Source organism: Streptomyces sp. TE5632, from assembly GCF_054061295.1.
Genome location: NZ_JBSSEA010000003.1, coordinates 5,171,820 through 5,198,586, shown reverse-complemented (window position 1 = coordinate 5,198,586; position 26,767 = coordinate 5,171,820). Strand labels below are relative to the sequence as shown.

20 protein-coding genes and 3 pseudogenes are annotated in these 26,767 nt (G+C 71.2%); 15 read left to right on the top strand and 8 right to left on the bottom strand.

Going from position 1 to position 26,767, the window contains the following annotated elements; all coding sequences use genetic code 11:
* Positions 1 to 64: 64 nt before the first annotated feature.
* A complete protein-coding gene (locus ACVW19_RS28915) occupies positions 65 to 2,584 on the bottom strand; it encodes an MFS transporter (protein WP_457463029.1) in 2,520 nt (839 codons plus the stop codon).
* Between the two features lie 170 nt (positions 2,585 to 2,754).
* Positions 2,755 to 3,198, bottom strand: a complete 444-nt coding sequence (locus tag ACVW19_RS28910; protein WP_109376293.1) for an SRPBCC family protein — start codon at positions 3,196 to 3,198, stop codon at positions 2,755 to 2,757.
* 182 nt (positions 3,199 to 3,380) lie between these two features.
* Here ACVW19_RS28910 and ACVW19_RS28905 point away from each other — a divergent pair, with 182 nt between their 5' ends.
* Both ACVW19_RS28905 and ACVW19_RS28900 read left to right on the top strand, forming a co-directional pair.
* Positions 3,381 to 4,433, top strand: coding sequence for an Rv2578c family radical SAM protein (locus tag ACVW19_RS28905; protein ID WP_457463028.1), 1,053 nt, complete (start codon positions 3,381 to 3,383; stop codon positions 4,431 to 4,433).
* Between the two features lie 135 nt (positions 4,434 to 4,568).
* Positions 4,569 to 6,146 (top strand): alpha/beta hydrolase, encoded by a 1,578-nt coding sequence (locus tag ACVW19_RS28900; protein WP_457463026.1) that lies wholly within the window; start codon positions 4,569 to 4,571, stop codon positions 6,144 to 6,146.
* 59 nt (positions 6,147 to 6,205) lie between these two features.
* Here ACVW19_RS28900 and ACVW19_RS28895 read toward each other — a convergent pair whose 3' ends face one another.
* Positions 6,206 to 6,814 carry an adenylosuccinate lyase gene (locus ACVW19_RS28895; protein ID WP_457463024.1) on the bottom strand — a complete coding sequence of 203 codons (609 nt, stop codon included), beginning with the start codon at positions 6,812 to 6,814 and terminating at the stop codon, positions 6,206 to 6,208.
* A 594-nt stretch (positions 6,815 to 7,408) separates the two neighbouring features.
* Between ACVW19_RS28895 and ACVW19_RS28890 the strand changes: the two genes are divergently transcribed.
* The 9 genes from ACVW19_RS28890 (at position 7,409) to pssA (ending at position 18,419) form a co-directional block, all read left to right on the top strand.
* On the top strand, positions 7,409 to 9,223 hold the full coding sequence (locus ACVW19_RS28890) for a 3-hydroxyacyl-CoA dehydrogenase family protein (RefSeq protein ID WP_457463023.1): 1,815 nt from the start codon (positions 7,409 to 7,411) through the stop codon (positions 9,221 to 9,223).
* A gap of 166 nt (positions 9,224 to 9,389) precedes the next feature.
* The gene (locus ACVW19_RS28885; protein ID WP_457464825.1) at positions 9,390 to 10,202 is read left to right on the top strand and encodes a TetR family transcriptional regulator; all 813 of its coding nucleotides are present in this window, start codon (positions 9,390 to 9,392) and stop codon (positions 10,200 to 10,202) included.
* Positions 10,203 to 10,665: 463 nt separating this feature from the next.
* A complete protein-coding gene (gene ccrA, locus ACVW19_RS28880) occupies positions 10,666 to 12,009 on the top strand; it encodes a crotonyl-CoA carboxylase/reductase (RefSeq protein WP_457463021.1) in 1,344 nt (447 codons plus the stop codon).
* A gap of 10 nt (positions 12,010 to 12,019) precedes the next feature.
* Entirely contained in the window at positions 12,020 to 14,071 is a 2,052-nt protein-coding gene (locus tag ACVW19_RS28875; RefSeq protein ID WP_457463020.1) for a protein meaA, read from the top strand.
* Positions 14,068 to 15,030, top strand: coding sequence for an HpcH/HpaI aldolase/citrate lyase family protein (locus ACVW19_RS28870; protein WP_457463019.1), 963 nt, complete (start codon positions 14,068 to 14,070; stop codon positions 15,028 to 15,030). Before ACVW19_RS28875 ends, ACVW19_RS28870 begins: the two co-directional genes overlap by 4 nt.
* Before the next feature lie 5 nt (positions 15,031 to 15,035).
* Positions 15,036 to 15,548 (top strand): MaoC family dehydratase, encoded by a 513-nt coding sequence (locus ACVW19_RS28865; RefSeq protein ID WP_457463018.1) that lies wholly within the window; start codon positions 15,036 to 15,038, stop codon positions 15,546 to 15,548.
* Positions 15,549 to 16,754 carry an acyl-CoA dehydrogenase family protein gene (locus tag ACVW19_RS28860; protein WP_457463017.1) on the top strand — a complete coding sequence of 402 codons (1,206 nt, stop codon included), beginning with the start codon at positions 15,549 to 15,551 and terminating at the stop codon, positions 16,752 to 16,754.
* A gap of 170 nt (positions 16,755 to 16,924) precedes the next feature.
* Entirely contained in the window at positions 16,925 to 17,581 is a 657-nt protein-coding gene (locus ACVW19_RS28855) for a phosphatidylserine decarboxylase (protein ID WP_457463015.1), read from the top strand.
* A 22-nt stretch (positions 17,582 to 17,603) separates the two neighbouring features.
* Complete coding sequence (gene pssA, locus ACVW19_RS28850; protein WP_109376282.1) at positions 17,604 to 18,419, top strand: CDP-diacylglycerol--serine O-phosphatidyltransferase; 816 nt, start codon at positions 17,604 to 17,606, stop codon at positions 18,417 to 18,419.
* Positions 18,420 to 18,548: 129 nt separating this feature from the next.
* Here the strand turns inward: pssA and ACVW19_RS28845 are convergent, their stop codons facing one another.
* A complete protein-coding gene (locus ACVW19_RS28845; RefSeq protein ID WP_457463014.1) occupies positions 18,549 to 19,706 on the bottom strand; it encodes a glycerate kinase in 1,158 nt (385 codons plus the stop codon).
* A gap of 210 nt (positions 19,707 to 19,916) precedes the next feature.
* Between ACVW19_RS28845 and ACVW19_RS28840 the strand changes: the two genes are divergently transcribed.
* From ACVW19_RS28840 to ACVW19_RS28830, 3 genes are all read left to right on the top strand, one after another.
* Positions 19,917 to 20,990: an ADP-ribosylglycohydrolase family protein gene (locus ACVW19_RS28840; protein WP_457463012.1), complete on the top strand. Its 1,074-nt coding sequence runs from the start codon at positions 19,917 to 19,919 to the stop codon at positions 20,988 to 20,990.
* 173 nt (positions 20,991 to 21,163) lie between these two features.
* Positions 21,164 to 21,667 (top strand): NUDIX domain-containing protein, encoded by a 504-nt coding sequence (locus tag ACVW19_RS28835; RefSeq protein WP_457463011.1) that lies wholly within the window; start codon positions 21,164 to 21,166, stop codon positions 21,665 to 21,667.
* A 74-nt stretch (positions 21,668 to 21,741) separates the two neighbouring features.
* Complete coding sequence (locus tag ACVW19_RS28830; RefSeq protein ID WP_457463007.1) at positions 21,742 to 22,467, top strand: SIR2 family NAD-dependent protein deacylase; 726 nt, start codon at positions 21,742 to 21,744, stop codon at positions 22,465 to 22,467.
* Positions 22,468 to 22,480: 13 nt separating this feature from the next.
* On the opposite strand, the gene ACVW19_RS28825 is transcribed toward ACVW19_RS28830, so the two are convergent.
* Both ACVW19_RS28825 and ACVW19_RS28820 read right to left on the bottom strand, forming a co-directional pair.
* Positions 22,481 to 22,999 (bottom strand): methylated-DNA--[protein]-cysteine S-methyltransferase, encoded by a 519-nt coding sequence (locus ACVW19_RS28825; protein WP_457463006.1) that lies wholly within the window; start codon positions 22,997 to 22,999, stop codon positions 22,481 to 22,483.
* Between the two features lie 21 nt (positions 23,000 to 23,020).
* Complete coding sequence (locus ACVW19_RS28820) at positions 23,021 to 24,529, bottom strand: AlkA N-terminal domain-containing protein (protein ID WP_457463004.1); 1,509 nt, start codon at positions 24,527 to 24,529, stop codon at positions 23,021 to 23,023.
* A 144-nt stretch (positions 24,530 to 24,673) separates the two neighbouring features.
* Here ACVW19_RS28820 and ACVW19_RS28815 point away from each other — a divergent pair.
* Positions 24,674 to 24,885 (top strand): annotated as a pseudogene (locus ACVW19_RS28815) (transcriptional regulator); the annotation flags it as partial.
* A 49-nt stretch (positions 24,886 to 24,934) separates the two neighbouring features.
* Here ACVW19_RS28815 and ACVW19_RS28810 read toward each other — a convergent pair.
* Both ACVW19_RS28810 and ACVW19_RS28805 read right to left on the bottom strand, forming a co-directional pair.
* Positions 24,935 to 25,531, bottom strand: a pseudogene (locus tag ACVW19_RS28810) (beta-galactosidase small subunit-related protein); the annotation flags it as partial.
* Positions 25,532 to 25,688: 157 nt separating this feature from the next.
* Positions 25,689 to 26,444: pseudogene (locus ACVW19_RS28805) on the bottom strand (RNA-guided endonuclease InsQ/TnpB family protein); the annotation flags it as partial.
* Positions 26,445 to 26,767 lie beyond the last annotated feature (323 nt).

Here is a 26,767-nt window from a genome sequence, read left to right as displayed (position 1 = left end):
CCGGTGGCGATGTGCGGCAATACGGGAATTGCCCACCGGGTCCGCACCCGGGTTCGGCCCGTGGTCAGTCCTCGTGGCCCAGTTGCAGGTCCCGCTCGGTGCGGCCGCCCCCGGCGACCTGCAACACGGTCGCGACCGGCGGATAGCCGGCGGCGATGACGGTGTACTCGCCGGACGACAGGTCGACGAACCGGAAGGTTCCGTCCGGTCCGGTGGTGAGGGTGTCGACCACGTTGCCCGCCGCGTCCAGCAGGGTCACGCGCGCGTCCTCCACGGCCCGTCCGCCGCCGGCCCGCACGGTGCCGCGCAGCACGGCGCCACCGGCCAGCTCGACGTCCTGGCGGGTCTCCCGGGCGGCCTGGACGGTGACGGGGAGCGCGGCCGGGCGGAACGCGGGCGCGCTCGCGGCGAGGGTGTACTCACCTGCCACCAGCTCGGTGATCTCGTAACCGCCCTCCCGGCCGCTGCGGGTGGTGGCGACGACCTCGCCGTGGACGTTGGTCAGGGTCACGATGGCGTCCCGTACGGGCGAGCCGTCGGCGGTGAGCACACAGCCGGCGAGGCGGCCCGCGCCGCCGAGGACGACGTCCAGTTCGACGGGCCGTTCGCCGACGGTCACCGAGACCGCCTGCGGCTGGTGCCCGCCCGCGGCGGCGATCAGGACGTACGCCCCCGGGCCGGGCGTGGCCAGCGCGTACCGCCCGTCGGCGCCGCTCGCGCCCCGCCCGATCTGCTGCCCGGCGACGTCGATGAGGGTGAGCGCGGCGCGTGGCACCACGGTCCCGTCCGAGTGCTGGACGGTGCCGCAGACGGCGATGCCCGCGGCGTGCGGCGACCTGGCCTGCGGCACGGGCGCCGTCATGTGCGGCGCTTCCGCCGTCGGGTCGGCGGTGGGGACGTAGTGGGACACCAGGGGTTTCTCCTTGAGGAAGAAGGTGATGAGCAGGCCGAGGACGAGCACCGGCACCAGGTAGAGGAAGATGCGCGGCATGGCGTCGGCGTATGCCTGGATGTAGAGGTCGCGCAGTGCGGGCGGCAGCGCGTGCACGAGCTGCGGGGTGATCGACTCGGCGTCGGGCAGCCCCGCGCCCTCCCCCGCCGGGAGCCGCTCGGCGAGCGCGTCGGTGAGCCGGCCGGCGAAGAGGGTGCCGAAGACCGCGGCGCCGACGCTGCCGCCGATCTGCCGGAAGTAGTTGTTGGCGCTGGTGGCGGTGCCGAGGTCGCCGGGGCGCACGGAGTTCTGCACGGCGAGGACCAGTACGGGCATCACCATGCCGATGCCGGCGCCGAGGACGGCCGTCCAGATGCCGTAGTGCAGCCGGGGCGTGTCGGGTTCGAGGCGGGACAGCAGCCACATGCCGGCGATCGAGAGGACGGCGCCGAGCAGGGGGTGGCTCCGGTAACGGCCGGTCCGGCTGATGAGCTGCCCCGAGACGATGGAGGCACCGACGATGCCGGCCATCATGGGCAGCATCAGCAGGCCCGACTCGGTGGCCGTGGCCCCGTCGACCATCTGCAGGTACGTCGGCAGGTAGCTGGCCGCGCCGAACAGGGCGACGCCGATCACCAGCCCCACCAGGGCGGTGACGTTGAAGACGGAGTCCCTGAACAGCCGGAGCGGGATGAGGGGTTCGGCGGCGAAGCGCTCGACGACGAGGAGGAGCACGGTGGCCGCCGCGCCGCCCGCGCCGAGGCCGAGGACGACGCGCGAGTCCCAGGCGTACTCGGTCCCGCCCCAACTGGTCAGCAGCACCAGGCAGGTGGAGGCCGCGGCCAGCAGCAGGGCGCCGAGGACGTCCAGACGGGGTCTGGTGGAGGGCTTGGGGAGTTTCAGCACCAGGGCGACGACGACCAGGGTCAGGACGCCGAAGGGGACGTTGAAGTAGAAACACCAGCGCCATGACAGATGGTCGGTGAAGTAGCCGCCGAGCAGCGGCCCGGCGACCGAGGCGAGGCCGAAGGAGGCACCGATCAGGCCCATGAACCGGCCGCGTTCCCGTGCGGGCACGATGTCCGCGATGATCGTCTGGACGCCGATCATCAGTCCGCCCGCGCCGACGCCCTGCACCGCGCGGTAGGCGATCAGCTGGTCCATGGTCTGTGCCCGGCCCGCGAGCGCGGAGCCGACGACGAAGACGACGATCGCGAACTGGAAGACGCCCTTGCGGCCGAACAGGTCGCCGAGTTTGCCGTAGATCGGAAGTCCGATGGTGGCGGTGAGCAGATAGGCGGTGATCGCCCAGGACATCCGGTCCAGGCCGTGCAGTTCGCCGACGATCTTCGGCAGGGCGGTGGCGACGATCGTCTGCTCGAGGGCGGCGAGCAGCAGCGCCAGCATCAGCGCGAAGAACACCAGCCGCACCCTGCGCCGGCTCAACGCCGGTCCCACCGGCCCCTGATCGGGCTCCGCACCGGGTTCCGCGTCGTAATCCGCCCCGTACTCCGGGCCGTAATCCGCGTCGTACTCCGAAACTGCCTCCGGGCCCGGGCAGTGAACCCGCTCCGGAGGCGGACGCTCGGCCGACGGGGTCGCCGCCGCGACCGGTTCGTCCTGCGTCAGGGTGATCCCGCCGGTGCCGCCCACGTGCCGCTCCCCTCGTCGCGCTGCCACACAATTCCCGCGTGAAAGCGACAACTAGGAGCAAGCGCGACGAGTTACGGCATACGGAAGGTCGGTGCGGAGATCACTCGAACCGGTGAGGAGAGCCGCCCGGGAGTCAACCTCCCCTCGTCACCGGCCTCTTGAAGTGACGGCTACTTCTCGACCTCGGCGGCCAGCTTGGCGAGCAGCGCGTCGTAGATGCGCCCGAGCCCCTTGGGCGCGAAGGTCCTCTCGAAGAAGCCGCCGATGCCGCCCGCACCCGTCCACGTGGTGGTCACGACGACCCGGGACCTGCCCTCTCCGGCCGGGGTGACGCGCCAGACGGTGACCATGGAGGAGTTGCGGTCCTTCTCGACCAGTTCGCCGTCGCTCGGCTCGGTGACCTCCAGGAGGCAGTCGCGGACGCGCTTGCTGGTGGCCTGGAGCTTCCAGTGGACGAGGCTGCCCTCCCCGTCGCCGCCCTCCCGGACCTCGTACTCGCTGAACTGCTCGGGCAGCAGCCTCGCGCGCGTGCCGCTGTAGTCGGCGATGGCGTCGAACACCGTCTCCGCGTCCGCCGCGACGATCCGCTCCGTAGTGGCCTCGACCTGCGCCATCGATTTCCTCCAGGACATGAGTTCTCAGGGTGCTCAAGGGGTCGGTGCAAGCCAATCACCCCCTCACCCGGCCCCCCAAATCGGGAGTCCGGAACTGATCGGGAGGGTGACCGAAGATGTCACTCACGCGATCAAGGGAACACTTGTTCTATTCTGTGGGCCAGTGCTACCGAGGAGGCGCCATGCGCTGGGAGAACCTCACACCGGACTCCGAACACAGCCGGACCGACGCCGCGCTGTTCGGCGCGGAGGCGGTGACCACCCGCACCTTCGACACACCGGAGTTCGCCGGAATCACGTTCCACGAGATCCGCGCCCGCTCGGTCCTCAACCGGGTACCCGGAGCCTCCCGCATGCCCTTCGAGTGGACCGTCAACCCCTACCGGGGCTGTACCCACGCGTGCGTGTACTGCTTCGCGCGCAAGTCGCACAGCCATCCGGACCTCGACACGGGCATCGGCTTCGACAGCCAGATCGTGGTGAAGGTGAACGCGCCCGACGTGCTGCGCCGTCAGCTCGCCGCCCGGCGCTGGCAGGGCGAGCACATAGCGATGGGCACGAACGTCGACTGTTACCAGCGCGCGGAGGGCCGTTACCGGCTGATGCCGGGCATCCTCGCCGCGCTGCGCGACCACGCGAACCCCTTCTCGATCCTCACCAAGGGCACGCTGATCCTGCGCGACCTGGAGCTGCTGCGGCAGGCGGCCCAGGTCACCGACATCGGCGTCTCGGTCTCCGTGGGCTTCACCGACACCGGGCTGTGGCGCACGGTGGAGCCGGGCACGCCCGCACCGGAACGCAGGCTGGAGGTCGTGCGGACGCTCGCCGCGCACGACATCGGCTGCGGGGTCCTGATGGCGCCGGTGATCCCGTTCCTGGGCGACCGCCCGGAGCAACTGCGGGCCACCGTGCGGGCGATCGCCGCGGCGGGCGCCACCTCCGTCACGCCGCTGGTGCTGCATCTGCGGCCGGGCGCCCGCGAGTGGTTCATGTCCTGGCTCGGGCGGCACCACCCGTACCTGGTGAGCCGGTACGAGCGGCTGTACGCGGCGGGCGCCTACGCCCCGAAGTGGTACCAGCGCCGGGTCACCCGTCAGGTGCACGACCTGGCCCGGGAGTACGGCATCGGCCCCACCCGCGCGGAGCTGCCCCACCGCGTCCGGCCCACCGGGGCGGCCGAGCCGCCGCTCGCCGGATCCCCCAGGTCCGGCCCGACCCAACTCTCTCTCCTCTAGGAGCGTTCGAGGGCATCGGGCAACCCGATCGGGTCAAGAGTCGGTAGAACACGTTCATCCGGGGGCGCATTCCGGGACGATGCCGCGTGAACCGTGAGTCCCTCGGTTCACCGACCCTCCACCCTGGGAGGCCCCATGAGGAAACGCGCAGCAGCGCTGTGCAGTGCCGCCGCCGTCATGGCCGGGAGTCTGACGGCCCTGCCCGCCGAAGCGGCAGCACCGAGCGGCGCCGACGCGTTCCGCGCGGCGAAGCCGGTGTGGAAGGAGTGCGGTACCAAGAGCTATCCGACGCTGCAGTGCGCGTCCGTCGAAGTGCCGCTCGACCACACCCGTCCCGACGGACGGAGGATCACGCTCGCGCTGTCCCGCGTACCGCACACCGCGAAGACGTACCAGGGTCCTCTCCTGGTGAACCCGGGCGGTCCCGGCGGCAGCGGGCTGACGCTCGCCGGGTTCGTCGCGGCCTCGCTGCCGCAGGAGGTGGCCGCCCAGTACGACGTGATCGGCTTCGACCCACGCGGTGTGGGCGCGAGCAAGCCCGCGTTGGACTGCGCGCCGGGCCGCTTCGACCCGGTGCGGCCGAACCCGGTGCCGAGCACACCCGCGGTGGAGCGGGCCAACCTCGAGCGCGTGAAGTCGTTCGCCGACGCCTGCGGCAAGAAGTACGCGGATCTGCTGCCGCACGTGAACACGACCAGCACGGTCCGCGACATGGACGTGATCCGTCAGGCGCTGGGCGCGAAGAAGATCAATTACCTCGGCTACTCCTACGGCACCTATCTGGGCGCCGTGTACGCCAAGCTGTTCCCGGAGCGGGTGCGGCGCCTGGTCCTGGACTCGATCGTCGACCCCACCGAGGTGTGGTACGACTCCAACCTGAACCAGGACCGCGCCTTCGACGACCGCCACCGCGCCCTCATGGGCTGGATCGCCGAGCACGACGCCACGTACGGGCTCGGCACCGACGCGGAGAAGATCGAGGCCAAGTGGTACGCGATGCGCGCGGCCCTGGCCGAGAAACCCGCCGACGGCAAGGTGGGCGCCGCCGAGCTGGAGGACACCTTCCTCCCGGGCGGCTACTACAACGGCTACTGGCCCTACCTGGCGGAGGCGTTCGCGGCGTATGTGAACGACGACGACGCCGAGCCGCTGATCCAGACGTACGAGGACTTCGGCGCGGTCGACGCCGCCGGCGACAACGGCTACAGCGTCTACACGGCGGTCGAGTGCCGGGACGCTTCCTGGCCGCGGGACTGGCGGCAGTGGCGCAAGGACAACTGGGAGGTGCACGAGGAGGCGCCGTTCATGACATGGAACAACGCCTGGTACAACGCACCGTGCGCGTTCTGGCCGACCCGGTCGCTGCGGCCGGTGGACATCGCCAACGGGAAGCTGCCGCCGGCGCTGCTGTTCCAGGCCACCGACGACGCGGCCACTCCGTACCGGGGCGGTGTGACGGTCCACCGGCTGCTCGCCCGCTCCAGCCTGGTGGTCGAGGAGGGCGGCGGCAACCACGGCATCACGCTGAGCGGCAACGCCTGCCTCGACGAGCATCTGGCGGCGTATCTGGCCGACGGGACCGTGCCACGCGGTCGTGGTCAGGCCGACGCGGTGTGCGACGCCCTGCCCGACCCGACGCCGCGGACGTCGAAGGCGACGCCGAGCACGGCACGCGGATCGACCCTGCACGGCCTGCTCGGCTTCCGCAGCTGAGCATCTGACGGGCCGACCGACCGGGCCGCGCCGACGTCGGCGCCCCTCGGCCGGCCCCGCTACCTCTGGCCGGGAATGTGCGGGCCGGGTGCCCGGCGTTGCCGGGGGATCCGGGCCAGGGCGTGGACCGCCGCCTCGGCCAGCGCCGGGTGGGCGAGGGCCTCGTTCAGCACGGGTTCCGCTCGGGCGTCGCCGAGTTCACCCAGCCCGTCCACACACGCGAGGGCGACACGGCGGTACGGGTCGTGGGGGCGCAGCCGGCGCCGCAGGGTGGTGATCAGGGCGGGCACCGCCTCCGGGGCGCGCAGTTCGACCAGCAGGCGTACCGGGTGCAGGGCGTAGGCGACACGGAGTTCGTTGGTGGCGAGCGCGGCGGCGGCGCGGGCGGTGCGCGGATCGCCGAGCCGGGCCAGCGCGTACGCGGCGCCGGCGCAGCGCGGGGGGTCGCGGTGGTTGAGGAGGAGCACCAGGGACTCGAAGGCCCGCCGGTCCCCCGCCGACCCCAGTCGGAAGGCGGCCAGTTCCCTGGCCCACAGCGGCTGCCCGGGTTCGGTGAGCACGGCGGCCAGGGCATCGGGGTCCTCGATCGCCAGGAGCCGGTCGAGGGCCGCCGAGCCGGACGCCTCGGCCCGCAAGCGCTCCGTGAGCGAACGCAACTCTTCGTCCATGCACCAGAGGTTAGGGCCTGTCCGGCGGATCAGGTCGCAGGGAATCGACGGCGCCTCATCGGCGCCGGTGAGCGGGGGCGGTGGGGGTCCCTCCCGCGCGAGCGAAGCCGAGAGTGGGGGAGCGTGACGACAACGCCGCTGGGGGTCCCCCTGCTCGCAGGGCTTGGGGGAGGGCGTGCCGGCCCCCCCGCGTCTGCGGCAGGATCCGCCGGACAGGCCCCCAGGGCCCCGGGGGCCTGTCGGGACGTACATCACAAACACCGGGGGCTGGCGCGCTCGTTACCCGCAAGTTAAGCTCAGAGGAGCGAGTAACCCACTCGTGCTTTCGTTTCTCGCTTTTCGTCTCTCCTCACGGTGGTCTGGTGACGCGGCCACGGTGAGTGCAGTCGGTTCGGTACTCGTGTACCGCAGTACGGCTCGGCCCCGGGACAGGGCCGGTCGGACCGCCGTTTCCGGGCGTGTACGCGCCCGCCGCGACGGCACCGGGCGTGTGCGCTCGCAGCCCGGCATCACCCGCACTCCGCACGCACCCCGTGCGCCCTCGGCGCATCCGGGCGCGGTTTCCGTCGTCACCCTCATTCCTGGAGTCCCTCGATGGCCACTCCCCTGTCCCCCCAGTCCGGCGCTTCCGCGTCCCCGTTCAGGACCATCGCCGTCGTCGGCCTCGGCACCATGGGCACCGGCATCGCCGAGGTCCTGGCCAAGGCCGGCCGCGAGGTCGTCGGCGTCGACATCAGTGCGGCCCAGGCCGCGCGGTGCGTCGCCACCCTGGAGTCCTCGACCGCCCGCGCCGTGGAACGCGGACGGCTCACCGCGCAGGAGCGCACGGACCTCCTCGCCCGCGTGACCACCTCGACCGACCTCACGGCGGCGGCCGACGCCGACCTGGTGATCGAGGTGGCGCCGGAGTCGTACGGGATCAAGCAGCAGATCTTCCGTGAACTCGACGCCGTCGTGCGGCCGGAGACGATTCTGGCGACCGGCACCAACGCCCTGTCGGTCACCCGCCTCGCCGCCGAATCGGCCCGCCCCGAGCGCGTGCTGGGCCTGCACTTCTTCAACCCCGCCCCGGCGATGAAGCTGGTGGAGGTCGTCTCCTCGGTGCTGACCGCGCCGGAGGCCGTCACCGCGGTCACCGACCTCGCCCTGGACCTGGGCAAGGAGCCCGTCGCGGTGGGCGACCGGCCCGGATTCGTCGCCGACGGGCTGCTGTTCGGCTACCTCAACCAGGCCGCCACGATGTACGAGGCGCACTACGCCTCCCGCGAGGACATCGACGCGGCGATGCGGCTGGGCTGCGGTCTGCCCATGGGTCCGTTGGCGCTGCTCGACCTGATCGGCGTGGACACCGCGCGTACGGTCCTGGAGGCCATGTACGCGGAGTCCCACGACCGGTTGCACGCGCCGGCCCCGATCCTCAAGCAGCTGAGCGAGGCGGGACTGACGGGCCGCAAGGCCGGGCGTGGTTTCTACACGTACGAGGAACCGGGCAGTGCCGTCGTCGTGCGGGACGCGCTGACCCCCTTGGCGGGCGGTTCCCCCGCCGCGGGCCGGCCGGTCCGCTCGGTGGGGGTGGCGGGCTCGGGCACCATGGCCTCCGGTATCGCCGAGGTGTTCGCGAAGGCCGGCTACGAGGTGGTCCTGGCCGCCCGCAGCGACGAGAAGGCACAGGGTGCCAAGGCGCGTATCGGCAAGTCCCTGGCCCGCTCCGTCGACAAGGGGCGGATGACCGCCGAGGCCGCCGCCCAGACCCTCGGGCGCATCCGGCCGACGGGTACCTATGACGACTTCGCCGACGTGGACCTGGCGGTCGAGGCGGTCGCCGAGGAACTGGAGGTCAAGCAGCAGCTGTTCGCCGCACTGGACAAGGTCTGCAAGCCGGGTGCGGTGCTCGCCACCACCACCTCGTCCCTGCCCGTGATCGCGTGTGCCCGGGCCACCTCGCGTCCACAGGACGTGATCGGCATGCACTTCTTCAACCCGGCGCCGGCCATGAAGCTGGTCGAGGTGGTCCGCACGGTGCTGACCGCCGACGACGTCCACGCGACGGTGCGCGAGGTCTGCCGGGCGATCCGCAAGCACGCCGTGGACTGCGGCGACCGGGCCGGGTTCATCGTCAACGCGCTGCTGTTCCCGTATCTCAACAACGCGGTCAAGATGGTGCAGGATCACTACGCCTCCCTCGACGAAATCGACGCCGCGATGAAGCTGGGCGGCGGCTACCCGATGGGCCCCTTCGAGCTGCTGGACGTCGTCGGGCTGGATGTCTCGCTCGCGATCGAGAAGGTCCTGCACCGCGAGTTCCGCGACCCGGGGCTCGCCCCGGCGCCGCTGCTGGAGCATCTGGTGGCCGCGGGCTGCCTCGGCCGCAAGACCGGCCGTGGCTTCCGCGAATATGTCAAGCGCTGAGCAGCACCGCCTGGACGACTGGTTCCGCGGCGCCGCCCAGTGGGGCGGGCTGCTGGATCCCGGCCGGTTCGCGCAGCCCACGGGCCGCACGGCTTCCCCGCCCCCGGAGGGCGGGGAAGCCGCAGGTCCCGCGCGCCGGGCCGCGCGTATGCAGTACGTTCGGGGCATGTCCCAGCCCGCCAAGTCCGCCCGTACACCAGCCACGACCGAGCCGCCGGAGCGTTCCGCAGGCAGTCGCGCCGCCGCCCAGCGGCTCAAGATGCGCCGGGAACTGGCGGCCTCCGCGATGGAGCTGTTCGCGACCAAGGGGTACGAGGCCACCACCGTCGACGAGATCGCGGCCGCGGCCGGGGTCGCCCGCCGCACCTTCTTCCGGCACTTCCGCTCCAAGGAAGAGGCGATCTTCCCGGATCACGACGACACCCTGGTGCGCGCCGAGGCGGTGCTCAACGCCGCGCCGGCGCACGAACATCCGCTCGACACGGTGTGCCGCGGCATCAAGGAGGTCATGAAGATGTACGCGGCGCAGCCGGAGATCTCCATCGCCCGCTACCGGCTGACGCGCGAGGTGCCCACGCTGCGCGAGGCGGAGATCGCCTCGGTGGCCCGTTACGAGCGTCTCTTCACCCGTTATCTGCTCGGCCACTTCGACGAGCACGCGAACGACGAGGACACGGGCGACGAGCCGCTGCTGGCGGAGGTCGCGGCGTCCGCCGTGGTCACCGCGCACAACCATGTGCTCCGGCGCTGGCTCAGGGCGGACGGCCAGGGCGATGTGGAGGCGGAGCTCGACCACGCCTTCTCGATCGTCCGCAGGACCTTCGGGAGCGGGATCATGGCGGGCCGCCGCGCCGCGCCGCCGAAGCCGCCCGCCGCGTCGGTGTCCGACCGGGGTGAGGTGCTGGTGACGGTCGCCCGCACCGACGCCCCGCTCGACGAGGTGATGCGGACCATCGAACAAGCCCTCAAAGAGCGCTGAAGGAGCGCTGAAGGAGCGCTGAGAGAACCCTGGCGCACGCTGAGCGCCCCTCTCACCACTGTGACGACGGCCACCCCGCGGGGTGGCCGTTTTGCCATGTCAGAGCCCCTTTTGGCGCCCCCTTCAGGAACCGTTCGATCGATCATCGCTCATTTGTCACGTAAAGATTTCATCTGAGACCGATTTATGGCACCCAGTGCCTTGCGCGCTGTCACGCCGTGCCATACGTTGAAGGAGTCCGGGCGGCCGGCGCGCAGAGACCATTCGTGCGTCGGCTGTCCCAGCAAGCCTCTCCAGGCCTGCCCGCCCGGATGCCTGCGTCACAGGCACCTCCCGCGCCACAAAGCGCTGCCGAAGCACCACCCCCGCCGAACCGACGGCATCCCCTCGAACCCTCAGCAGCACCGACGTAACCCTCAGCGCCCCTCCCTCATCAGGGCCGCTCATCGCCGGAGGCAACACCGTGACCGTCAAGGACATCCTGGCCGCGATCCAGTCGCCCGACTCCACGTCGGAGGACTTCGCCGCCCTTCCGCTGCCCGAGTCGTACCGTGCGATCACCGTGCACAAGGACGAGACGGAGATGTTCTCCGGACTCGCCACCCGCGACAAGGACCCCCGCAAGTCGATCCACCTCGACGACGTGCCCGTGCCCGAACTCGGCCCGGGTGAGGCCCTGGTGGCCGTCATGGCCTCATCGGTCAACTACAACTCGGTGTGGACCTCGATCTTCGAGCCGCTGTCGACCTTCGGCTTCCTGGAGCGCTACGGCAAGGTCAGTGAGCTCACCAAGCGGCACGACCTGCCGTACCACATCATCGGCTCCGACCTCGCGGGCGTCGTCCTGCGCACCGGCCCCGGCGTCAACGCCTGGCAGCCCGGCGACGAGGTCGTCGCGCACTGCCTCTCCGTCGAGCTGGAATCCTCCGACGGACACAACGACACGATGCTCGACCCCGAGCAGCGCATCTGGGGCTTCGAGACCAACTTCGGCGGCCTCGCGGAGATCGCCCTGGTCAAGTCCAACCAGCTGATGCCCAAGCCGGGCCACCTCAGCTGGGAGGAGGCCGCCGCCCCGGGCCTGGTCAACTCCACCGCCTACCGCCAGCTGGTCTCCCGCAACGGCGCCCAGATGAAGCAGGGCGACAACGTGCTGATCTGGGGCGCCAGCGGCGGCCTGGGCTCGTACGCCACCCAGTTCGCGCTGGCCGGCGGCGCCACCCCGATCTGCGTCGTCTCCAGCGAGCAGAAGGCCGAGATCTGCCGGAGGATGGGCGCCGAGCTGATCATCGACCGCAGCGCCGAGGACTACAAGTTCTGGTCGGACGAGCACACCCAGAACCCGCGCGAGTGGAAGCGCCTGGGCAAGCGCATCCGCGAACTCACCGGCGGCGAGGACGTCGACATCGTCTTCGAGCACCCGGGCCGCGAGACCTTCGGCGCCTCCGTGTACGTCACGCGCAAGGGCGGCACCATCGTCACCTGTGCGTCGACCTCCGGCTACGACCACCAGTACGACAACCGCTACCTGTGGATGTCGCTGAAGCGGATCATCGGCTCCCACTTCGCCAACTACCGCGAGGCCTGGGAGGCCAACCGCCTCATCGCCAAGGGCAAGATCCACCCGACGCTCTCCAAGGTGTACTCCCTCCAGGACACCGGCCAGGCCGCGTACGACGTCCACCGCAACCTGCACCAGGGCAAGGTCGGCGTGCTGTGCCTGGCCCCCGAGGAGGGCCTGGGCGTGCGCGACGAGGAGATGCGCGCGCAGCACGTCGACGCCATCAACCGCTTCCGGAACATCTGAGGGCCGTCGGATGACAGAGCGTCAGACCGCGCCGCAGGCGCGAAGGGAACGGGACCGGCCGTGGCTCATGCGCACGTACGCCGGTCACTCCACGGCCGAGGCGTCCAACGAGCTGTACCGGCGCAACCTCGCCAAGGGGCAGACGGGTCTGTCGGTCGCCTTCGACCTGCCGACCCAGACCGGGTACGACTCCGACCACGTCCTCGCCCGCGGCGAGGTCGGCCGGGTCGGCGTGCCGGTCGCGCACCTCGGTGACATGCGCCGGCTGTTCCAGGACATCCCCCTGGAGCAGATGAACACCTCGATGACGATCAACGCCACGGCCATGTGGCTGCTGGCGCTCTACCAGGTCGTCGCGGAGGAGCAGGGTGCGGACGTCACCAAGCTCCAGGGCACTACCCAGAACGACATCGTCAAGGAGTACCTGTCCCGGGGGACGCACGTCTTCCCGCCGGGGCCGTCACTCCGTCTGACGACGGACATGATCGCGTACACGGTCTCCCACCTCCCCAAGTGGAACCCGATCAACATCTGCAGCTACCACCTGCAGGAGGCGGGCGCCACGCCGGTGCAGGAGATCGCGTACGCGATGTCCACCGCGATCGCCGTGCTGGACGCGGTGCGCGACAGCGGCCAGGTGCCGCAGGAACGCATGGGCGACGTCGTCGGCCGCATCTCCTTCTTCGTGAACGCGGGCGTCCGCTTCATCGAGGAGATGTGCAAGATGCGCGCCTTCGGCCGGATCTGGGACCGCATCACCCGTGAGCGGTACGGCATCGAGAACCCCAAGCACCGCCGCTTCCGCTACGGCGTCCAGGTCAACTCCCTGGGCCTGACCGAGGCGCAGCCGGAGAACAACGTCCAGCGGATCGTGCTGGAGATGCTGGCCGTCACCCTCTCCAAGGACGCCCGCGCGCGTGCCGTGCAGCTGCCGGCCTGGAACGAGGCGCTGGGCCTGCCCCGGCCCTGGGACCAGCAGTGGTCGCTGCGCATCCAGCAGGTGCTGGCGCACGAGAGCGACCTGCTGGAGTACGAGGACATCTTCGAGGGCTCGAAGGTGATCGAGGCGAAGGTCGACGAGCTGGTCGAGTCGGCGTTCGCGGAGATCGAGCGCATCCAGGAGATGGGCGGCGCGATGGCCGCCGTCGAGTCCGGCTACCTGAAGTCGCAGCTGGTCGCCTCGCACGCCGAGCGCCGGGCCCGGATCGAGTCGGGCCAGGAGAAGATCATCGGCGTCAACGCCTTCGAGGGCACCGAGCCGAACCCGCTGACCGCCGACCTGGACACCGCGATCCAGACGGTCGACCCGGCGGTGGAGGCGCGCGTCATCGCCGCGCTGCAGAACTGGCGCGACACCCGCTACCAGCCGCCCTTCAACCACCCACACCCCTGCAAGGCGCTGGAGAGGCTGAAGGAGGCCGCACGCGGCACCGAGAACCTCATGGAGGCCACCCTGGAGTGCGCCCGCGCCGGCGCCACGACCGGCGAGTGGGCCGGGGCCCTGCGCGAGGTGTTCGGCGAGTTCCGCGCGCCGACCGGCGTCTCGTCGGCGCCGGTCGCGGTCGCCGCCGAGGAGGGCTCGGCCCTGTCCGAGGTGCGCCGCAGGGTGGACCTGACGGCCAAGGACCTGGGCGTCGGCAAGCTGCGGTTCCTGGTCGGCAAGCCCGGCCTGGACGGCCACTCCAACGGCGCCGAGCAGATCGCCGTGCGGGCCCGCGACGCCGGGTTCGAGGTGGTCTACCAGGGCATCCGGCTCACCCCGGAGCAGATCGTGGACGCCGCCCTCGCCGAGGACGTGCACGCGGTGGGCCTGTCCATCCTGTCCGGCTCGCACGCCCAGCTCGTCCCGGACGTGCTGGAACGCCTCCGTGTGGCCGGTGCCACAGATATACCGGTGATCGCCGGTGGCATCATCCCGAACGGTGACGCCGAAGAACTGCGGGCCGCGGGAGTCGCCGCGGTCTTCACCCCGAAGGACTTCGACATCACCGGCATCATCGGCCGGATCGTCGACGAGATCCGGAACGCGAACAAGCTCGACCCCCTGGAGGTCCCCGCATGACGACTGTCAACCGGCTTCGCCCTCGCCGTTCCTGCCTGGCGGTGCCCGGCTCGAACCCGCGCTTCCTGGAGAAGGCCCAGGGCCTCCCCGCCGACCAGGTCTTCCTCGACCTGGAGGACGCGTGCGCGCCGCTGGCCAAGCCCGAGGCACGGCACACCATCGTCAAGTTCCTCAACGAGGGCGACTGGACCGGCAAGACCCGCGTCGTGCGCGTCAACGACTGGACGACGGAGTGGACGTACCGCGACGTCGTGACGGTCGTCGAGGGCGCGGGCCCGAACCTGGACTGCATCATGCTGCCGAAGGTGCAGGACGCGCAGCAGGTCGTGGCCCTGGACCTGCTGCTCACCCAGATCGAGAAGACGATGGGCTTCGAGGTCGGCCGCATCGGCATCGAGGCGCAGATCGAGAACGCGCAGGGCCTGAACAACGTCAACGAGATCGCGCAGGCGTCCCCGCGCGTGGAGACGATCATCTTCGGCCCGGCCGACTTCATGGCGTCGATCAACATGAAGTCGCTGGTCGTGGGCGAGCAGCCGCCCGGCTACCCGGCGGACGCCTACCACTACATCCTGATGAAGATCCTGATGGCCGCCCGCGCCAACAACCTCCAGGCGATCGACGGCCCCTACCTGCAGATCCGCAACGTCGACGGCTTCCGCGAGGTCGCCGGTCGCGCCGCCGCCCTCGGCTTCGACGGCAAGTGGGTGCTGCATCCCGGCCAGGTCGACGCCGCCAACGAGGTCTTCTCGCCCTCCCAGGAGGACTACGACCACGCCGAGCTGATCCTGGACGCGTACGAGTACTGCACGTCCGAGGCGGGCGGCAAGAAGGGCTCCGCGATGCTCGGCGACGAGATGATCGACGAGGCCAGCCGCAAGATGGCCCTGGTCATCGCGGGCAAGGGACGCGCCGCCGGCATGCAGCGCACCAGCAAGTTCGAGATCCCGGAGGCGTGACGGCCATGCAGTTCGGACGCACCTACGAGGAGTTCGAGGTCGGGGCGGTGTACAAGCACTGGCCGGGCAAGACGGTCACCGAGTACGACGACCACCTGTTCTGTCTGCTCACCATGAACCACCACCCGCTCCACATGGACGCCAACTATGCGGAGAAGACCACCGACTTCGGCAAGAACGTCGTCGTGGGCAACTACATCTACTCGCTCCTGCTCGGCATGTCCGTCCCGGACGTCTCCGGCAAGGCGATCGCCAACCTGGAGATCGAGTCGCTCAAGCACGTGGCGCCGACCTTCCACGGCGACACGATCTACGGCGAGACGACCGTGCTCGACAAGTGGCCGTCCAAGTCCAAGAACGACCGCGGCATCGTCCACGTCGAGACCAAGGGCTACAAGCAGGACGGCACGCTCGTGTGCGTCTTCCGCCGCAAGGTGATGGTGCCGACCGAGACGTACATCAAGGAGCGCGGCGGCGAGCAGCCGGGCCGCCCCGAACCGAAGGAACAGGGGAAGTAGATGAGCCGTCTCGCCCAGACCCACGGCCTCACGGACATCCAGCGGGAGATCCTCTCCACCGTCCGCGACTTCGTGGACAAGGAGATCATCCCGGTCGCGACCGAGCTGGAACACCGCGACGAGTACCCGCAGCAGATCGTCGACGGCCTGAAGGAACTCGGCCTGTTCGGACTGATGATCCCCGAGGAGTACGGGGGTCTGGGCGAGTCGCTGCTGACCTACGCGCTGTGCGTGGAGGAGATCGCCCGCGGCTGGATGTCGGTGTCCGGCATCATCAACACGCACTTCATCGTGGCGTACATGCTCAAGCAGCACGGCACGCAGGAGCAGAAGGACCACTTCCTGCCGCGCATGGCGGCCGGCGACATCCGCGGCGCCTTCTCCATGTCGGAGCCGGCCCTGGGCTCGGACGTGTCGGCGATCACCTCGAAGGCGGTGAAGGACGGCGACTCATACGTCCTGAACGGCCAGAAGATGTGGCTGACCAACGGCGGCACGTCGTCCCTGGTGGCCGTTCTGGTCCGCAGTGACGAAGGACACCCGGAGGGCACGGCGCCCCACAAGTCGATGACGACCTTCCTGGTGGAGAAGGAGCCCGGCTTCGGCGAGGTCCGCCCCGGTCTCACCATCCCCGGCAAGATCGACAAGATGGGCTACAAGGGGGTCGACACCACCGAGCTCATCATGGATGGCCTGCGGATTCCGGCGGATCGGGTGCTCGGCGGGGTCACCGGCCGCGGTTTTTACCAAATGATGGACGGCGTGGAGGTCGGCCGCGTCAATGTGGCGGCGCGTGGCTGCGGCGTCGCCCAGCGTGCCTTCGAACTCGGTGTCCGGTACGCCCAACAGCGTCACACTTTCGGCAAGCAGATCGCCCACCATCAGGCCATTCAGTTCAAGCTCGCGGAGATGGCCACCAAGGTGGAGGCCGCGCATGCGATGATGGTGAACGCCGCACGCAAAAAGGACTCCGGCGAACGAAACGACCTGGAAGCGGGGATGGCCAAGTACCTCGCGTCCGAATACTGCAAGGAGGTCGTCGAGGACGCCTTCCGGATCCACGGCGGGTACGGCTTCTCCAAGGAGTACGAGATCGAGCGCCTCTACCGGGAGGCCCCGATGCTGCTGATCGGAGAGGGCACCGCCGAGATCCAGAAGATGATCATCGGTCGCCGACTGCTCGAAGAGTACCGATTCCAGGGCTGAATGTCCGGATACGGGGTGTTTTCTCGGAATAGTGGATCACGCCCCGTCAGCACTCTCCGGCCGTCGACTCGACTGCCTGGCTTACCCAGTTGTCACCTGGAGCCGCTACGATCGCCGGAAAGCCGCCGTCCCCCGTCAGTGCGCGGCACTATCCGCTACGAAGGTCATCCATGCCCCACAGCAAAACCTCTGCATCTCGCGACAGCCTCTCCGGTGTACGCCTCGCGCGCGGAGCGTCGCCGTGGCTTCTGCCGACCGTCGCCACCGCAGCCGTCAGCCTGGTCCGTGCCCGCCGCTCGGGTGCCGCCAAGGCCGTAGCCGTTCCCGCCACCGCTCTCGCGGCGGGGATGCTGTGGTTCTTCCGCGACCCCGAGCGCGAGATCGCCCGGGGCCGGGTCATCTCGCCCGCCGACGGTGTGGTGCAGAGCATCATGCCGTGGAAGGACGGCCGGACCCGTGTCGCGATCTTCATGAGCCCGCTCAACGTCCACGTCAACCGGGCGCCGCTGGCCGGCACGGTGACGTCGGTCGAGCACGTCCCCGGTGGCTTCGTTCCCGCCTTCAACAAGGAGAGCGAGAACAACGAGCGCGTGGTCTGGCACTTCGACACCGAGCTCGGTGACATCGAGATGATCCAGATCGCCGGCGCGGTGGCCCGCCGCATCGTCCCCTACGTGCCCCAGGGCACCAAGGTCGAGCAGGGCGACCGGATCGGTCTCATCCGGTTCGGCTCCCGGGTGGATCTCTACCTGCCCGAGGGCGTCGAGATCGACGTCGAGGTGGGGCAGAAGACCGTGGCAGGGGTGACTCGAATTGACCGTGATTGATCCTGAGACACAGGCCGGCTGGGTGCCCGACGCCGACGAGGAGGACGACGAGGAGGAGATGCCTCTCTCGCTCCGCCTGTCGATAGCGGACACCCTCACCCTCGGCAACGCCACCTGCGGCTTCATGGCCGTGTACTTCACCACCACCGGCATCCTGATCCCGCACCTCACGGGCAGCCAGGAGTCCGGCATGGCCCGTCACAGCGCGGCCACCGCCGTGATCCTGATGCTGTGCGCGGCCGTCTTCGACCTGTTCGACGGTTTGGTGGCCCGGAAGCTGCGCTCCTCCCCGATGGGCGCGGAACTGGACAACCTCTCGGACCTGATCAGCTTCGGTCTGGCACCGGCGTACTTCGTCCTCGTGTACGGCATGGTCGCGGACGACGCGCACCAGAGAGTGGCCGCGGTCGGCGCGATCGTGGTGCTGCTGGCGGTGGTGCTGCGGCTGGCGAGGTTCTCCTGCGTCACGGTCAAGGACGGCACCTTCCAGGGCATGCCGTCACCGTTCGGCGCGCTGACCGTCGTCTCGATCGTGCTGCTGGAGCTGCCGTTCGTGGCGACGGTGCTGGCGATCCTGGGCACCGCCTGGCTGATGGTGAGCCGGGTCGAGTACCCGAAGCCGCGGGGGCCCCTCGCGGTGGCGATGCTGACCTGGATCGTGCTGAGCATGGGGATGCTGACGGCGTGGGCCTTCGACGCCCCCAGCGGCCAGCTGCTGCTGCAGACGGGGTGCGCGCTGCAGCTGGTGATGGGCGCGGTGATCCCGCTGTTCGCCACGGCCCGCCGGGTGAACAACTTCCGCGACAACCGCCGCGAGGCGCGGGCCGCACAGTCGTAACGGCACTGCGAGGGGCCCCGAACCGTTCCTGGGTTCGGGGCCCCTCGCTTTTCGGCGGCCTTCTCACCTGCCGATGCCGGTCGGGTGGCAGGTGAGCGGAGCCCCCTGGCACGGCGCGACCGGGCGGCCTCAGCTCAGGAAGTCCCGGGCGATCCGCTCCGCGGTCCGCTCCAGGATCGGCCCCGCCTCCGCGATGCACGTCGCCATGTCCGGCTCGAGATCCGTCAGCGCGTACGCCCGCCGGATCCCCGCCCGCCCCAGCACCTCCGGCGGCAGGGTGAGCCGCCCGCACACCGCGACGACCTCCTTGCCGGCGGCGCGTGCCGCGGCGGCGACCCCCGCCGGGGCCTTGCCGTGCAGGGTCTGTTCGTCCAGCGAGCCCTCACCGGTGATCACGAGGTCGGCCCGCTCCAGCGCGGGCGCGAAACCGAGGACGTCCAGCATCACCTCGATACCGGGCCGGAACCCGGCCCCGAGGAGCAGCGCGCCGAACCCGATGCCGCCGGCCGCGCCCGCGCCCGCCGAACCGGCGAGCTCCGCGGCGGCCTTCACCCCGGCCGACTCCTCCAGCACCCGCACGAAGTGCCCGAGCGCCGCGTCCAGCCGCTCCACGTCCTGCGGCGAGGCACCCTTCTGCGGCCCGTAGACCGCCGGGGCGCCCTTCGGGCCGGTCAGCGGGTTGTCGACGTCGCTGGCGAGCACGAACTCGACCCGGCCCAGACGCGGGTCCAGACCCGACAGATCGGCCGAGGCCAGCTCGGCGAGACCGCCGCCGCCCGGCGCCACCGGCTCACCGTCGGCCTTCAGGAAGCGGGCGCCCAGCGCGGCCAGCATGCCGGCGCCGCCGTCCGTGGTGGCACTGCCGCCGACCCCGAACACCAGGGTGCGCGCACCCGCGTCCAGCGCGGCCCGCAACAGCTCGCCGGAACCGTACGTGGATGCCGTCAGCGGCGCCGGTACACCGCCCGGAAGCCGCTGGAGCCCGCTGGCCTCCGCCATCTCCACCACGGCGGTGTCGCCGCGCAGCGCGAAGACCGCCGTCACCTCGTCGCCGACGGGGCCGGTGACCCGTACCTCCCGCCGGTCGAAGCCGGCCGCGATCGCCGCCGCCACCGTGCCGTCACCGCCGTCGGCCACGGGCAGCGCCTCGACCTCGAGGTCCTGCACCACCCGACGCAGCCCGGCCGTCACCCGCTCGGCGACCTGCACGGCCGTCAGCGACCCCTTGAACTTGTCCGCGGCGACGAGCACCCGCTGCGCCGACTGTGCTGATCGAGTACTGCTCACTGCAGCGTCCGCCACTTTCGCAATCCCCTTGTTCTCCGGGTTCTCCGGGCTCTCCGGGTTCTCCGGGTTCTCCGGGTCCCGTACGCGTGTCGAGGCCGGTCGCGCGCCCCTGCGACCCTAACCGGCGGGCGCCCGCGGCGTCGCCCCCCGGACCGGCGGACACCCGGCCGGGAGGGCGCGGTCGCGGCCGGAATCGGGTAGACCGGACCCATGACCGCTGTGGAGACGGAGCCGGGGCTCGCCGACCGCGTCCTCGGGGGCTGGCTGGGCCGGATCGCGGGCAACATGCTGGGCAAGCCGGTCGAGCAGGGCGAGGTGTGGACCCGTGAGCGCATCGACCGCTACCTGCGCCGGGCGGCGGCCCTCCCCCTCGACGACTACCTGCCCGAACCGCTCACCGAGAGCGACCGCCGCGACCTGCGCCCCGAGTGGCGCTCCTGCGTCCGTGGCCGCGTCCACGGCAGCTGCCGGGACGACGACGTCGACTACGCGATCCTCGGCCTGCACCTGCTGGAGACCCACGGCTTCGGCTTCAGCACCGAGCAGGTGGGCGACCTGTGGCTGCTGCGGCTGCCGTATCTGCAGACGTTCACCGCGGAACGTGCGGCGTACCGGAACCTCGCGAACGGCCGCAGGCCGCCGCTGACGGCCACCTACGACAACCCGTACCAGGAGTGGATCGGCGCCCTGATCCGCGCCGACATCCACGGCTGGACGTCCCCCGGCGCCCCGCGCCGCGCGGCCTCGCTGGCCCGCCGGGACGCGGTGCTGTCGCACACCGGCAACGGGGTCTACGGCGCGATGTGGGCGGCGGCGCTGATCTCGGCGGCGTTCACGGCGTCCACGGTGCGCCGCGCCGTGGACGAGGCGCTGACGGTGATCCCGGCGGGCTGCCGCCTGGCCCGCACCGTGCGCAGGGTGTGCGCCCTGCACGACACCGGGCTGGCCTGGGAGGACACGCTCGCCACCGTCGAGGAGGAGACGGCGGGCCTCGGCTGGATCCACACCGTCCCGAACGCCGCCGTCCTCACCGCCGGTCTGCTGTACGGCGACGGCGACTTCACCCGCACCATCGCCCTGACCGTGCGCGGTGGCCTGGACACCGACTCCAACGGGGCGACGGCGGGCTCGGTGGCCGGCGTCCTGTGCGGCGCGTCGGCCGTCCCAAAGCAGTGGAAGGACCCGCTCCAGGACACGGTGCGCAGCGCGGTCCTCGGCTTCGACGGGGTGCGGATCAGCGAACTGGCGGAGCGCACCCTGCGGCTGGCACGGACGGCGGCCTGATCCCGGCTCCGGGGTACGGGACACGGGCGAGGGGGCCGACGGCTCCTGCGGCTCGTACGCCCCGGCGTGTGCGCCGTTCGGTGTCGATCATGGGACCGGGTGTGCTGCCGTGCGCCCTGGTCGGGCCGCTCCGTCGCCACGGTGGCGTTCCCCGGCGCCACTACCCTGCCTGTATGACCACCACGCAGGACGTTCAGGACTTCGCCGCCTATCTCGCCTCGCTCCCCCGGATCTTCGCCGGCGCGGCCGCCCTCTTCCGGGACGACGAGGGCCGGGTGCTGCTCGTCGAGCCGAACTACCGGGAGGGGTGGACGCTGCCCGGCGGCACGATCGAGTCGGACGACGGGGAGACCCCGCGGCAGGGCGCGCGGCGCGAGACGGCCGAGGAGATCGGGCTCGACCGGCCGCTCGGGCGGCTGCTCGCGGTGGACTGGGCGCAGTGGCCCGGACGGCCCCCGATGGTGGCGTACCTGTACGACGGCGGGGTGCTCGGCGCGGACGACCTCGCGGCGATCCGGTTGCAGGAGGAGGAGCTGCTGTCCTGGCGGCTCGTACCGCGCGAGGAGCTGGCCGGGTACCTCCAGGGTTCCCTGGGGCGCCGGGTGCTGGCCGCCCTGGACGTCCTCGCCGACGGCTCGGACACCGCGGAGCTGGAGAACGGGCACCGGGTGCACTGACCTGTGCCCCGCCCGGCACCCGCCCGGCAATATCTGCTCGCCGCGACGGCCGGCGTCCGCCTACCCTCGGCTGCATGAGCAAGCCCCTCGTCGCCCTTCTCAGCGGTGCCGGCGTCAGCACCGACTCCGGCATCCCCGACTACCGAGGCCCGAACGGGCTGTGGCGGCGGGACCCGGAGGCCGAGAAGCTCGTGACGTACGAGTACTACATGGGCGATCCCGAGATCCGCCGACGGTCCTGGCAGATGCGGCGCAAGAACCGCGCGCTCGCGGCGGAACCGAACGCCGCGCACCGCGCCGTGGTCGAGCTGGAGCGGTCCGGGGTGCCGGTGCGGGTGATCACGCAGAACGTGGACGGGCTGCACCAGCTCGCCGGGATGCCGGCCCGCAAGGTGCTCGAGCTGCACGGCACGGTACGCAGTGTGGTGTGCACGGACTGCCATGCCCGAAGCCCGATGGAGGACGCGCTCGCCCGGGTCGAGGCCGGTGAGGAGGATCCGCCGTGCCTGGTGTGCGGCGGGATCCTCAAGTCGGCGACGGTGATGTTCGGCGAGCGGCTCGACCCCGTGGTGCTCGGCGACTCGCTCGCGATCAGCAAGGCCTGCACCGTCTTCATCGCCGTCGGCACCAGCCTCCAGGTCCAGCCCGCCGCCGGCCTCGCGGGCGTCGCCGCCGACCACGGCGCCCGGCTCGTCATCGTCAACGCCGAGCCGACGCCCTACGACGACCGCGCCGACGAGATCATCCGGGAGCCGATCGGCACGGCCCTGCCCGCGCTGCTCGGCCGGATCGCGGCATAGCCCGGATCGCCGCTCAGAACAGGGCCGTCCCCCGCTCGAAGTCCAGCAGGCGCTGCTTGCGGGCCAGGCCGCCGCCGTAGCCGGTGAGGCCGCCGCTCGCGCCGATGACGCGGTGGCAGGGGACGATGATGCCGATCGGGTTGCGGCCGTTGGCGAGGCCGACCGCGCGGGCGGCCTTGGGGTTGCCGAGGACATCGGCGAGTTGGCCGTAGGAGCGGGTCTCGCCGTACGGGATGCGTGTCAGCTGGTCCCAGACGCGACGCTGGAACGGGGTTCCGTGCAGGCGCAGTTCGAGGGTGAACTCCTTCAACTCGCCCGCGAAGTAGGCCGAGAGCTGTTCCTTCGCCGCGGGGCAGACGGTGTCGTCGCTCCCCCACGCTCGACTTCGCTCGCGCGGGGGGACCCTCATGCCGAAGGTCTCCTCCTGGGGGCGGTGACGCTGGTCGGTCATGTAGAGGCCGCACAGGACGCCGTCGTCGGCGACGAGCGTCAGCGGGCCGTAGGGGCTGTCGATCACGGTGTGCTGTTTCATCGGCTGTGACTCTCTGTTTCGTTACGTCGGCAGGAAGTTGATCGGGTGGTCGTCCGTCGCCCACAGATACTGGACCGCGTACGCCCGCCAGGGCCGCCAGGCCGCCGCACGTGCGGTGAGCGCGGCCGGGGTGGACGGCAGGCCGAGTTCGCGGGCGGCGCGGCGGATGCCGAGGTCGGTGGGGAGGAAGGCGTCGGGGTCGCCCAGGGCGCGCATGGCGATGACGTCGGCCGTCCAGGGGCCGAAGCCGGGAAGGGCGAGGAGTTCCTCGCGGGTCTCGGGCCAGTCGCTCCCGACGCCCAGCCGGAGGTCGTCGTCGGCGAGTCGGCGGACCAGGGTGGTGAAGGTGGTCCGGCGGGTGCGGGGCATGGCCAGGGTCTCGGGGTCCAGGTCGGCGAGCGCCTCGGGCGACGGGAAGAGGTGGGTGAGGCCGCCCTCGGGGTCCGGGTCGTCCACCGGCTCGCCGTACGCGGTGACCAGGCGGGCCGCGTGGGTACGGGCGGCGGCCGTGGAGACCTGCTGGCCGAGCACGGCCCGGACGGCGAACTCCGCCTCGTCGACCGTACGCGGGACCCGGCGGCCGGGCGCCTTGTCGACCAGTGGTGCGAGCACCGGGTCGGTGCGCAGCCGGTCGTCGACGGCCACCGGGTCGGCGTCCAGGTCGAGCAGACGGCGGCAGCGGCTGATGGCGACGGTGAGGTCGCGCGGGTCGGTGAGGGTGAGGCGGCAGGCGATGTGGTCGGGCCGCGGGGTCAGGGCCACGACGCCGTGCCCGTACGGCAGCCGCAGCGTGCGCCGGTAGGCGCCGTCCTTCCACTCCTCCACGCCGGGTACGGCGGTCGCGGCGAGGTGGCCGAAGAGGTTGTCGGGATTGAGCGGGGCGCGGAACGGCAGGCGCAGGGACAGAGCCCCGGGGATGCTGCCGGGGGTGCTCGTGGGGCTGCCGGAAGTCCGCTGCGGCACGCGGGCTCGCAGGTCGCTCGGAGCGAGGGCGAAGACCTCGCGCACCGTGTCGTTGAAGGAGCGGACGGAGGAGAACCCGGCGGCGAAGGCGATCTCCGTCATCGGCAGGGCCGTCGTCTCGATGAGCAGCCGCGCGGTCTGGGCGCGCTGCGCCCGGGCGAGGGCGAGGGGCCCCGCGCCCAGCTCGGCGAGCAGGTGGCGTTCCACCTGCCGGGTGCTGTAGCCGAGCCGCGCGGCGAGGCCGGGCACGCCCTCCCGGTCCACGGTCCCGTCCGCGATCAGCCGCATGGCACGGGCCACGGCGTCGGCGCGCTGGTTCCACTCCGGGGATCCGGGGCTGGTGTCGGGACGGCACCGCTTGCAGGCCCGGAACCCTGCCTGCTGGCAGGCCGCCGCACTCGGTTGGAAGACCATGTTCTCGGGCTTGGGCGGTACCGCCGGGCAGCTGGGCCGGCAGTAGATGCCGGTGGTCAGCACGGCGGTGAAGAACCAGCCGTCGAACCGCGCGTCCTTGGACCGGACGGCCCGCACGCAGCGTTCGGTGTCGGTGTGCATCCCCTTCTGCATGGGTCCAGCATCGGGGACGGGGCGGGCGGGGTCTCGCAGGAATCCGACATGAACCTCAGTCGGTCTCGCCTGCGTCGTCCAGGACGGTTCCGGACACGTCCGCCAGGGCGCGGACGACCTCGCACAGGCCGCCCCCATGTTCCAGGCCCACCACCGCCGACCACGGGGGCGGGCCTGGAGCAGTCGGCCTGCTCGCACCGGTTGCGGCTGCTGCACGACCTGGGCCTGGTGGTGGGCGAGTGCCGGGGCCGTGCCGTCGTGTGCGCGCTGCACGAGCACCGTGGCACCGGGCTGCTCGACCGGGCCGTCACCACGGGGAGCGTCCGCGGTCCGGGACCGCCGGCGCGGCCGAGTGACCGCGCCGGCCCCGTGCGGACCGTTCTGTCCCGTGACGGCGGCCCGGGACTACCCGGTGAACTCCTCCGCCGTCGGCCGTCGCCACAGCGCCGTCGCCTCGTCCACGTCGGCCAGCGGGCGCAGCCGGTAGGTGTACCCGTAGTCACGGTCGGTGAGGAGCTTGAACTCGTCGTGGGTGTGCGCGCCCCAGCTGTCGTCACCGCCCACGTCCATCTGCCGGTGGCTCAGTCGCAGCACGACCGCGTCACGCGGGGTGAGCTGGTGGTCGTGCCGCGCTCCGGCCGACAGGTCCTCGGGGGTGAAGTGCGAGGCGTTCACCTCCAGGAGCGGTTCACCGCAGGCGAGCAGGCCACGCCCGCCGCCGTCGGTCAGGGCGATCCAGCGCACGTCCGTCTTGTTGCCGTTCTCCTGCGGGCGCAGGTAGCCGCTCCACTGACCGGAGACGGTTCCGGTGTACCGGCCCACGTCGGTGCCGTGGTTGCGGTTCCACTGGTTCTCCTCGGGGCCCCGGCCGTAGTGGTGCAGCCGGTCCAGGCGGCGCGGCAGGAACAGCAGGGTGCCCACCTCCGGAAGGTACGGCAGGTTCGGCGCGCCCGGGTGCAGGGTGTTGCCGACCTTGATCTCGCCGTTGCCGAAGGCGGTGTACTTGACATCCTCCGCCTCTTGAAGAAGGTGGATTCCGACCCGGGGTGGGTCGAGGTTCACGGGCGCTCGAGCGGCCGGCGGCCGCTGTCACCCCTCCGGCACCGGCTGCCCGCCGGGGGCGGGGGATCCCGCCCTGTCCTGCCCCGACGTTGACCGCCGCGTTCTCATCCGCGTTGCAGCTGAACCCGCAGGAGACGCAGACGAACTCGGCGTGGCTCTTGCGCGAGTCCTTCTCGATCCATCCGCAGGCACTGCACCGCAGCGAGGTGTAGGGGGCGGGCACGTCCTCCACCCGGCCCGGGGCCTTCTCCCCGGTCCGGCGGCGCAGCAGGCCCCAGCCCCGGGCGAGGATCGCCCGGTTCAGCCCGGCCTTCTGCCGCACCCGGGTGCCGGGCTGTGCGACGGTCCCTTTTGCCGAGCGGGTCATGGTGGTGATGTGCAGCTTCTCGAACCGGATCAGCCGGTAGGTGCGGGCGAGCATGGTGGAGGTCTTCTCGCACCAGTCCTTGCGCCGGGCCGCCTCCCGGGCCTTCAGCCGGGCCACCTTCGCGTACTCGTCCCGCTTGCGGTCGCTGCCCTTGGGGGCGCGGGCCGCCCGGCGCTGGTGTTTGCGGATCCGGGCCCGTTCCCGGGTGGTGAGCTGGGGGCAGTTCAGCTTTTGCCCGTCGGACAGGGCGGCAGTGATCGTCACGCCCCGGTCGATGCCGACGACCTCACCCGTACCCGGTGCGCCGATCGGCTCGGGGCTCACGGCGAAGGCGATGTGCCACTGCTGGTTGCGGAAGGTGACCCGGAAGGTCTTCGCCACCGGCAGCGCGGTGCGGGTGAGGCGAAAGCGCACCCAGCCGCAGCCGGGCACCTTCACCCGGGCCCACCGCCGGTTGAGTTTCTGCACCACCACCGAGCGGCCCATGACCTGCCGGCCCTGGGCGTTCAGCCTCGGGGTGCCGTCTGGCCCGGACTCCGGGACCCGGTCGGTGCCGATGACCCGGAAGCCCTCATGCACATGCTTCCTGCGCCAGGTCGGCTCGCCGAACCCGGAGGCGAACCGTGCGTTCTTGGCCCTGGCGAAGTCCTTCAGGGCTCATCCCATGTCTCCTCGTCTCGTCCCGGGTCGTGACCGGCCCTGCCGGAATCGTCCGGGTTCGGAACTGTCGTAGAAGGAGACACGCCATCACACCGAAACTCATCGCTCCCCCGGGTGCCCGGAGTCCGGGCACCCGGAGTCCCCCTGCG

Coding starts and splice junctions, on each gene's coding strand:
- ACVW19_RS28910 (WP_109376293.1), bottom strand. CDS start 3,198: ATGGCGCAGGTCGAGGCCACTACGGAGCGGATCGTCGCGGCGGACGCG.
- ACVW19_RS28905 (WP_457463028.1), top strand. CDS start 3,381: ATGCGCTGGGAGAACCTCACACCGGACTCCGAACACAGCCGGACCGAC.
- ACVW19_RS28900 (WP_457463026.1), top strand. CDS start 4,569: ATGAGGAAACGCGCAGCAGCGCTGTGCAGTGCCGCCGCCGTCATGGCC.
- ACVW19_RS28895 (WP_457463024.1), bottom strand. CDS start 6,814: ATGGACGAAGAGTTGCGTTCGCTCACGGAGCGCTTGCGGGCCGAGGCG.
- ACVW19_RS28890 (WP_457463023.1), top strand. CDS start 7,409: ATGGCCACTCCCCTGTCCCCCCAGTCCGGCGCTTCCGCGTCCCCGTTC.
- ACVW19_RS28885 (WP_457464825.1), top strand. CDS start 9,390: ATGTCCCAGCCCGCCAAGTCCGCCCGTACACCAGCCACGACCGAGCCG.
- ACVW19_RS28875 (WP_457463020.1), top strand. CDS start 12,020: ATGACAGAGCGTCAGACCGCGCCGCAGGCGCGAAGGGAACGGGACCGG.
- ACVW19_RS28870 (WP_457463019.1), top strand. CDS start 14,068: ATGACGACTGTCAACCGGCTTCGCCCTCGCCGTTCCTGCCTGGCGGTG.
- ACVW19_RS28865 (WP_457463018.1), top strand. CDS start 15,036: ATGCAGTTCGGACGCACCTACGAGGAGTTCGAGGTCGGGGCGGTGTAC.
- ACVW19_RS28860 (WP_457463017.1), top strand. CDS start 15,549: ATGAGCCGTCTCGCCCAGACCCACGGCCTCACGGACATCCAGCGGGAG.
- ACVW19_RS28855 (WP_457463015.1), top strand. CDS start 16,925: ATGCCCCACAGCAAAACCTCTGCATCTCGCGACAGCCTCTCCGGTGTA.
- ACVW19_RS28840 (WP_457463012.1), top strand. CDS start 19,917: ATGACCGCTGTGGAGACGGAGCCGGGGCTCGCCGACCGCGTCCTCGGG.
- ACVW19_RS28835 (WP_457463011.1), top strand. CDS start 21,164: ATGACCACCACGCAGGACGTTCAGGACTTCGCCGCCTATCTCGCCTCG.
- ACVW19_RS28830 (WP_457463007.1), top strand. CDS start 21,742: ATGAGCAAGCCCCTCGTCGCCCTTCTCAGCGGTGCCGGCGTCAGCACC.
- ACVW19_RS28825 (WP_457463006.1), bottom strand. CDS start 22,999: ATGAAACAGCACACCGTGATCGACAGCCCCTACGGCCCGCTGACGCTC.
- ACVW19_RS28820 (WP_457463004.1), bottom strand. CDS start 24,529: ATGCAGAAGGGGATGCACACCGACACCGAACGCTGCGTGCGGGCCGTC.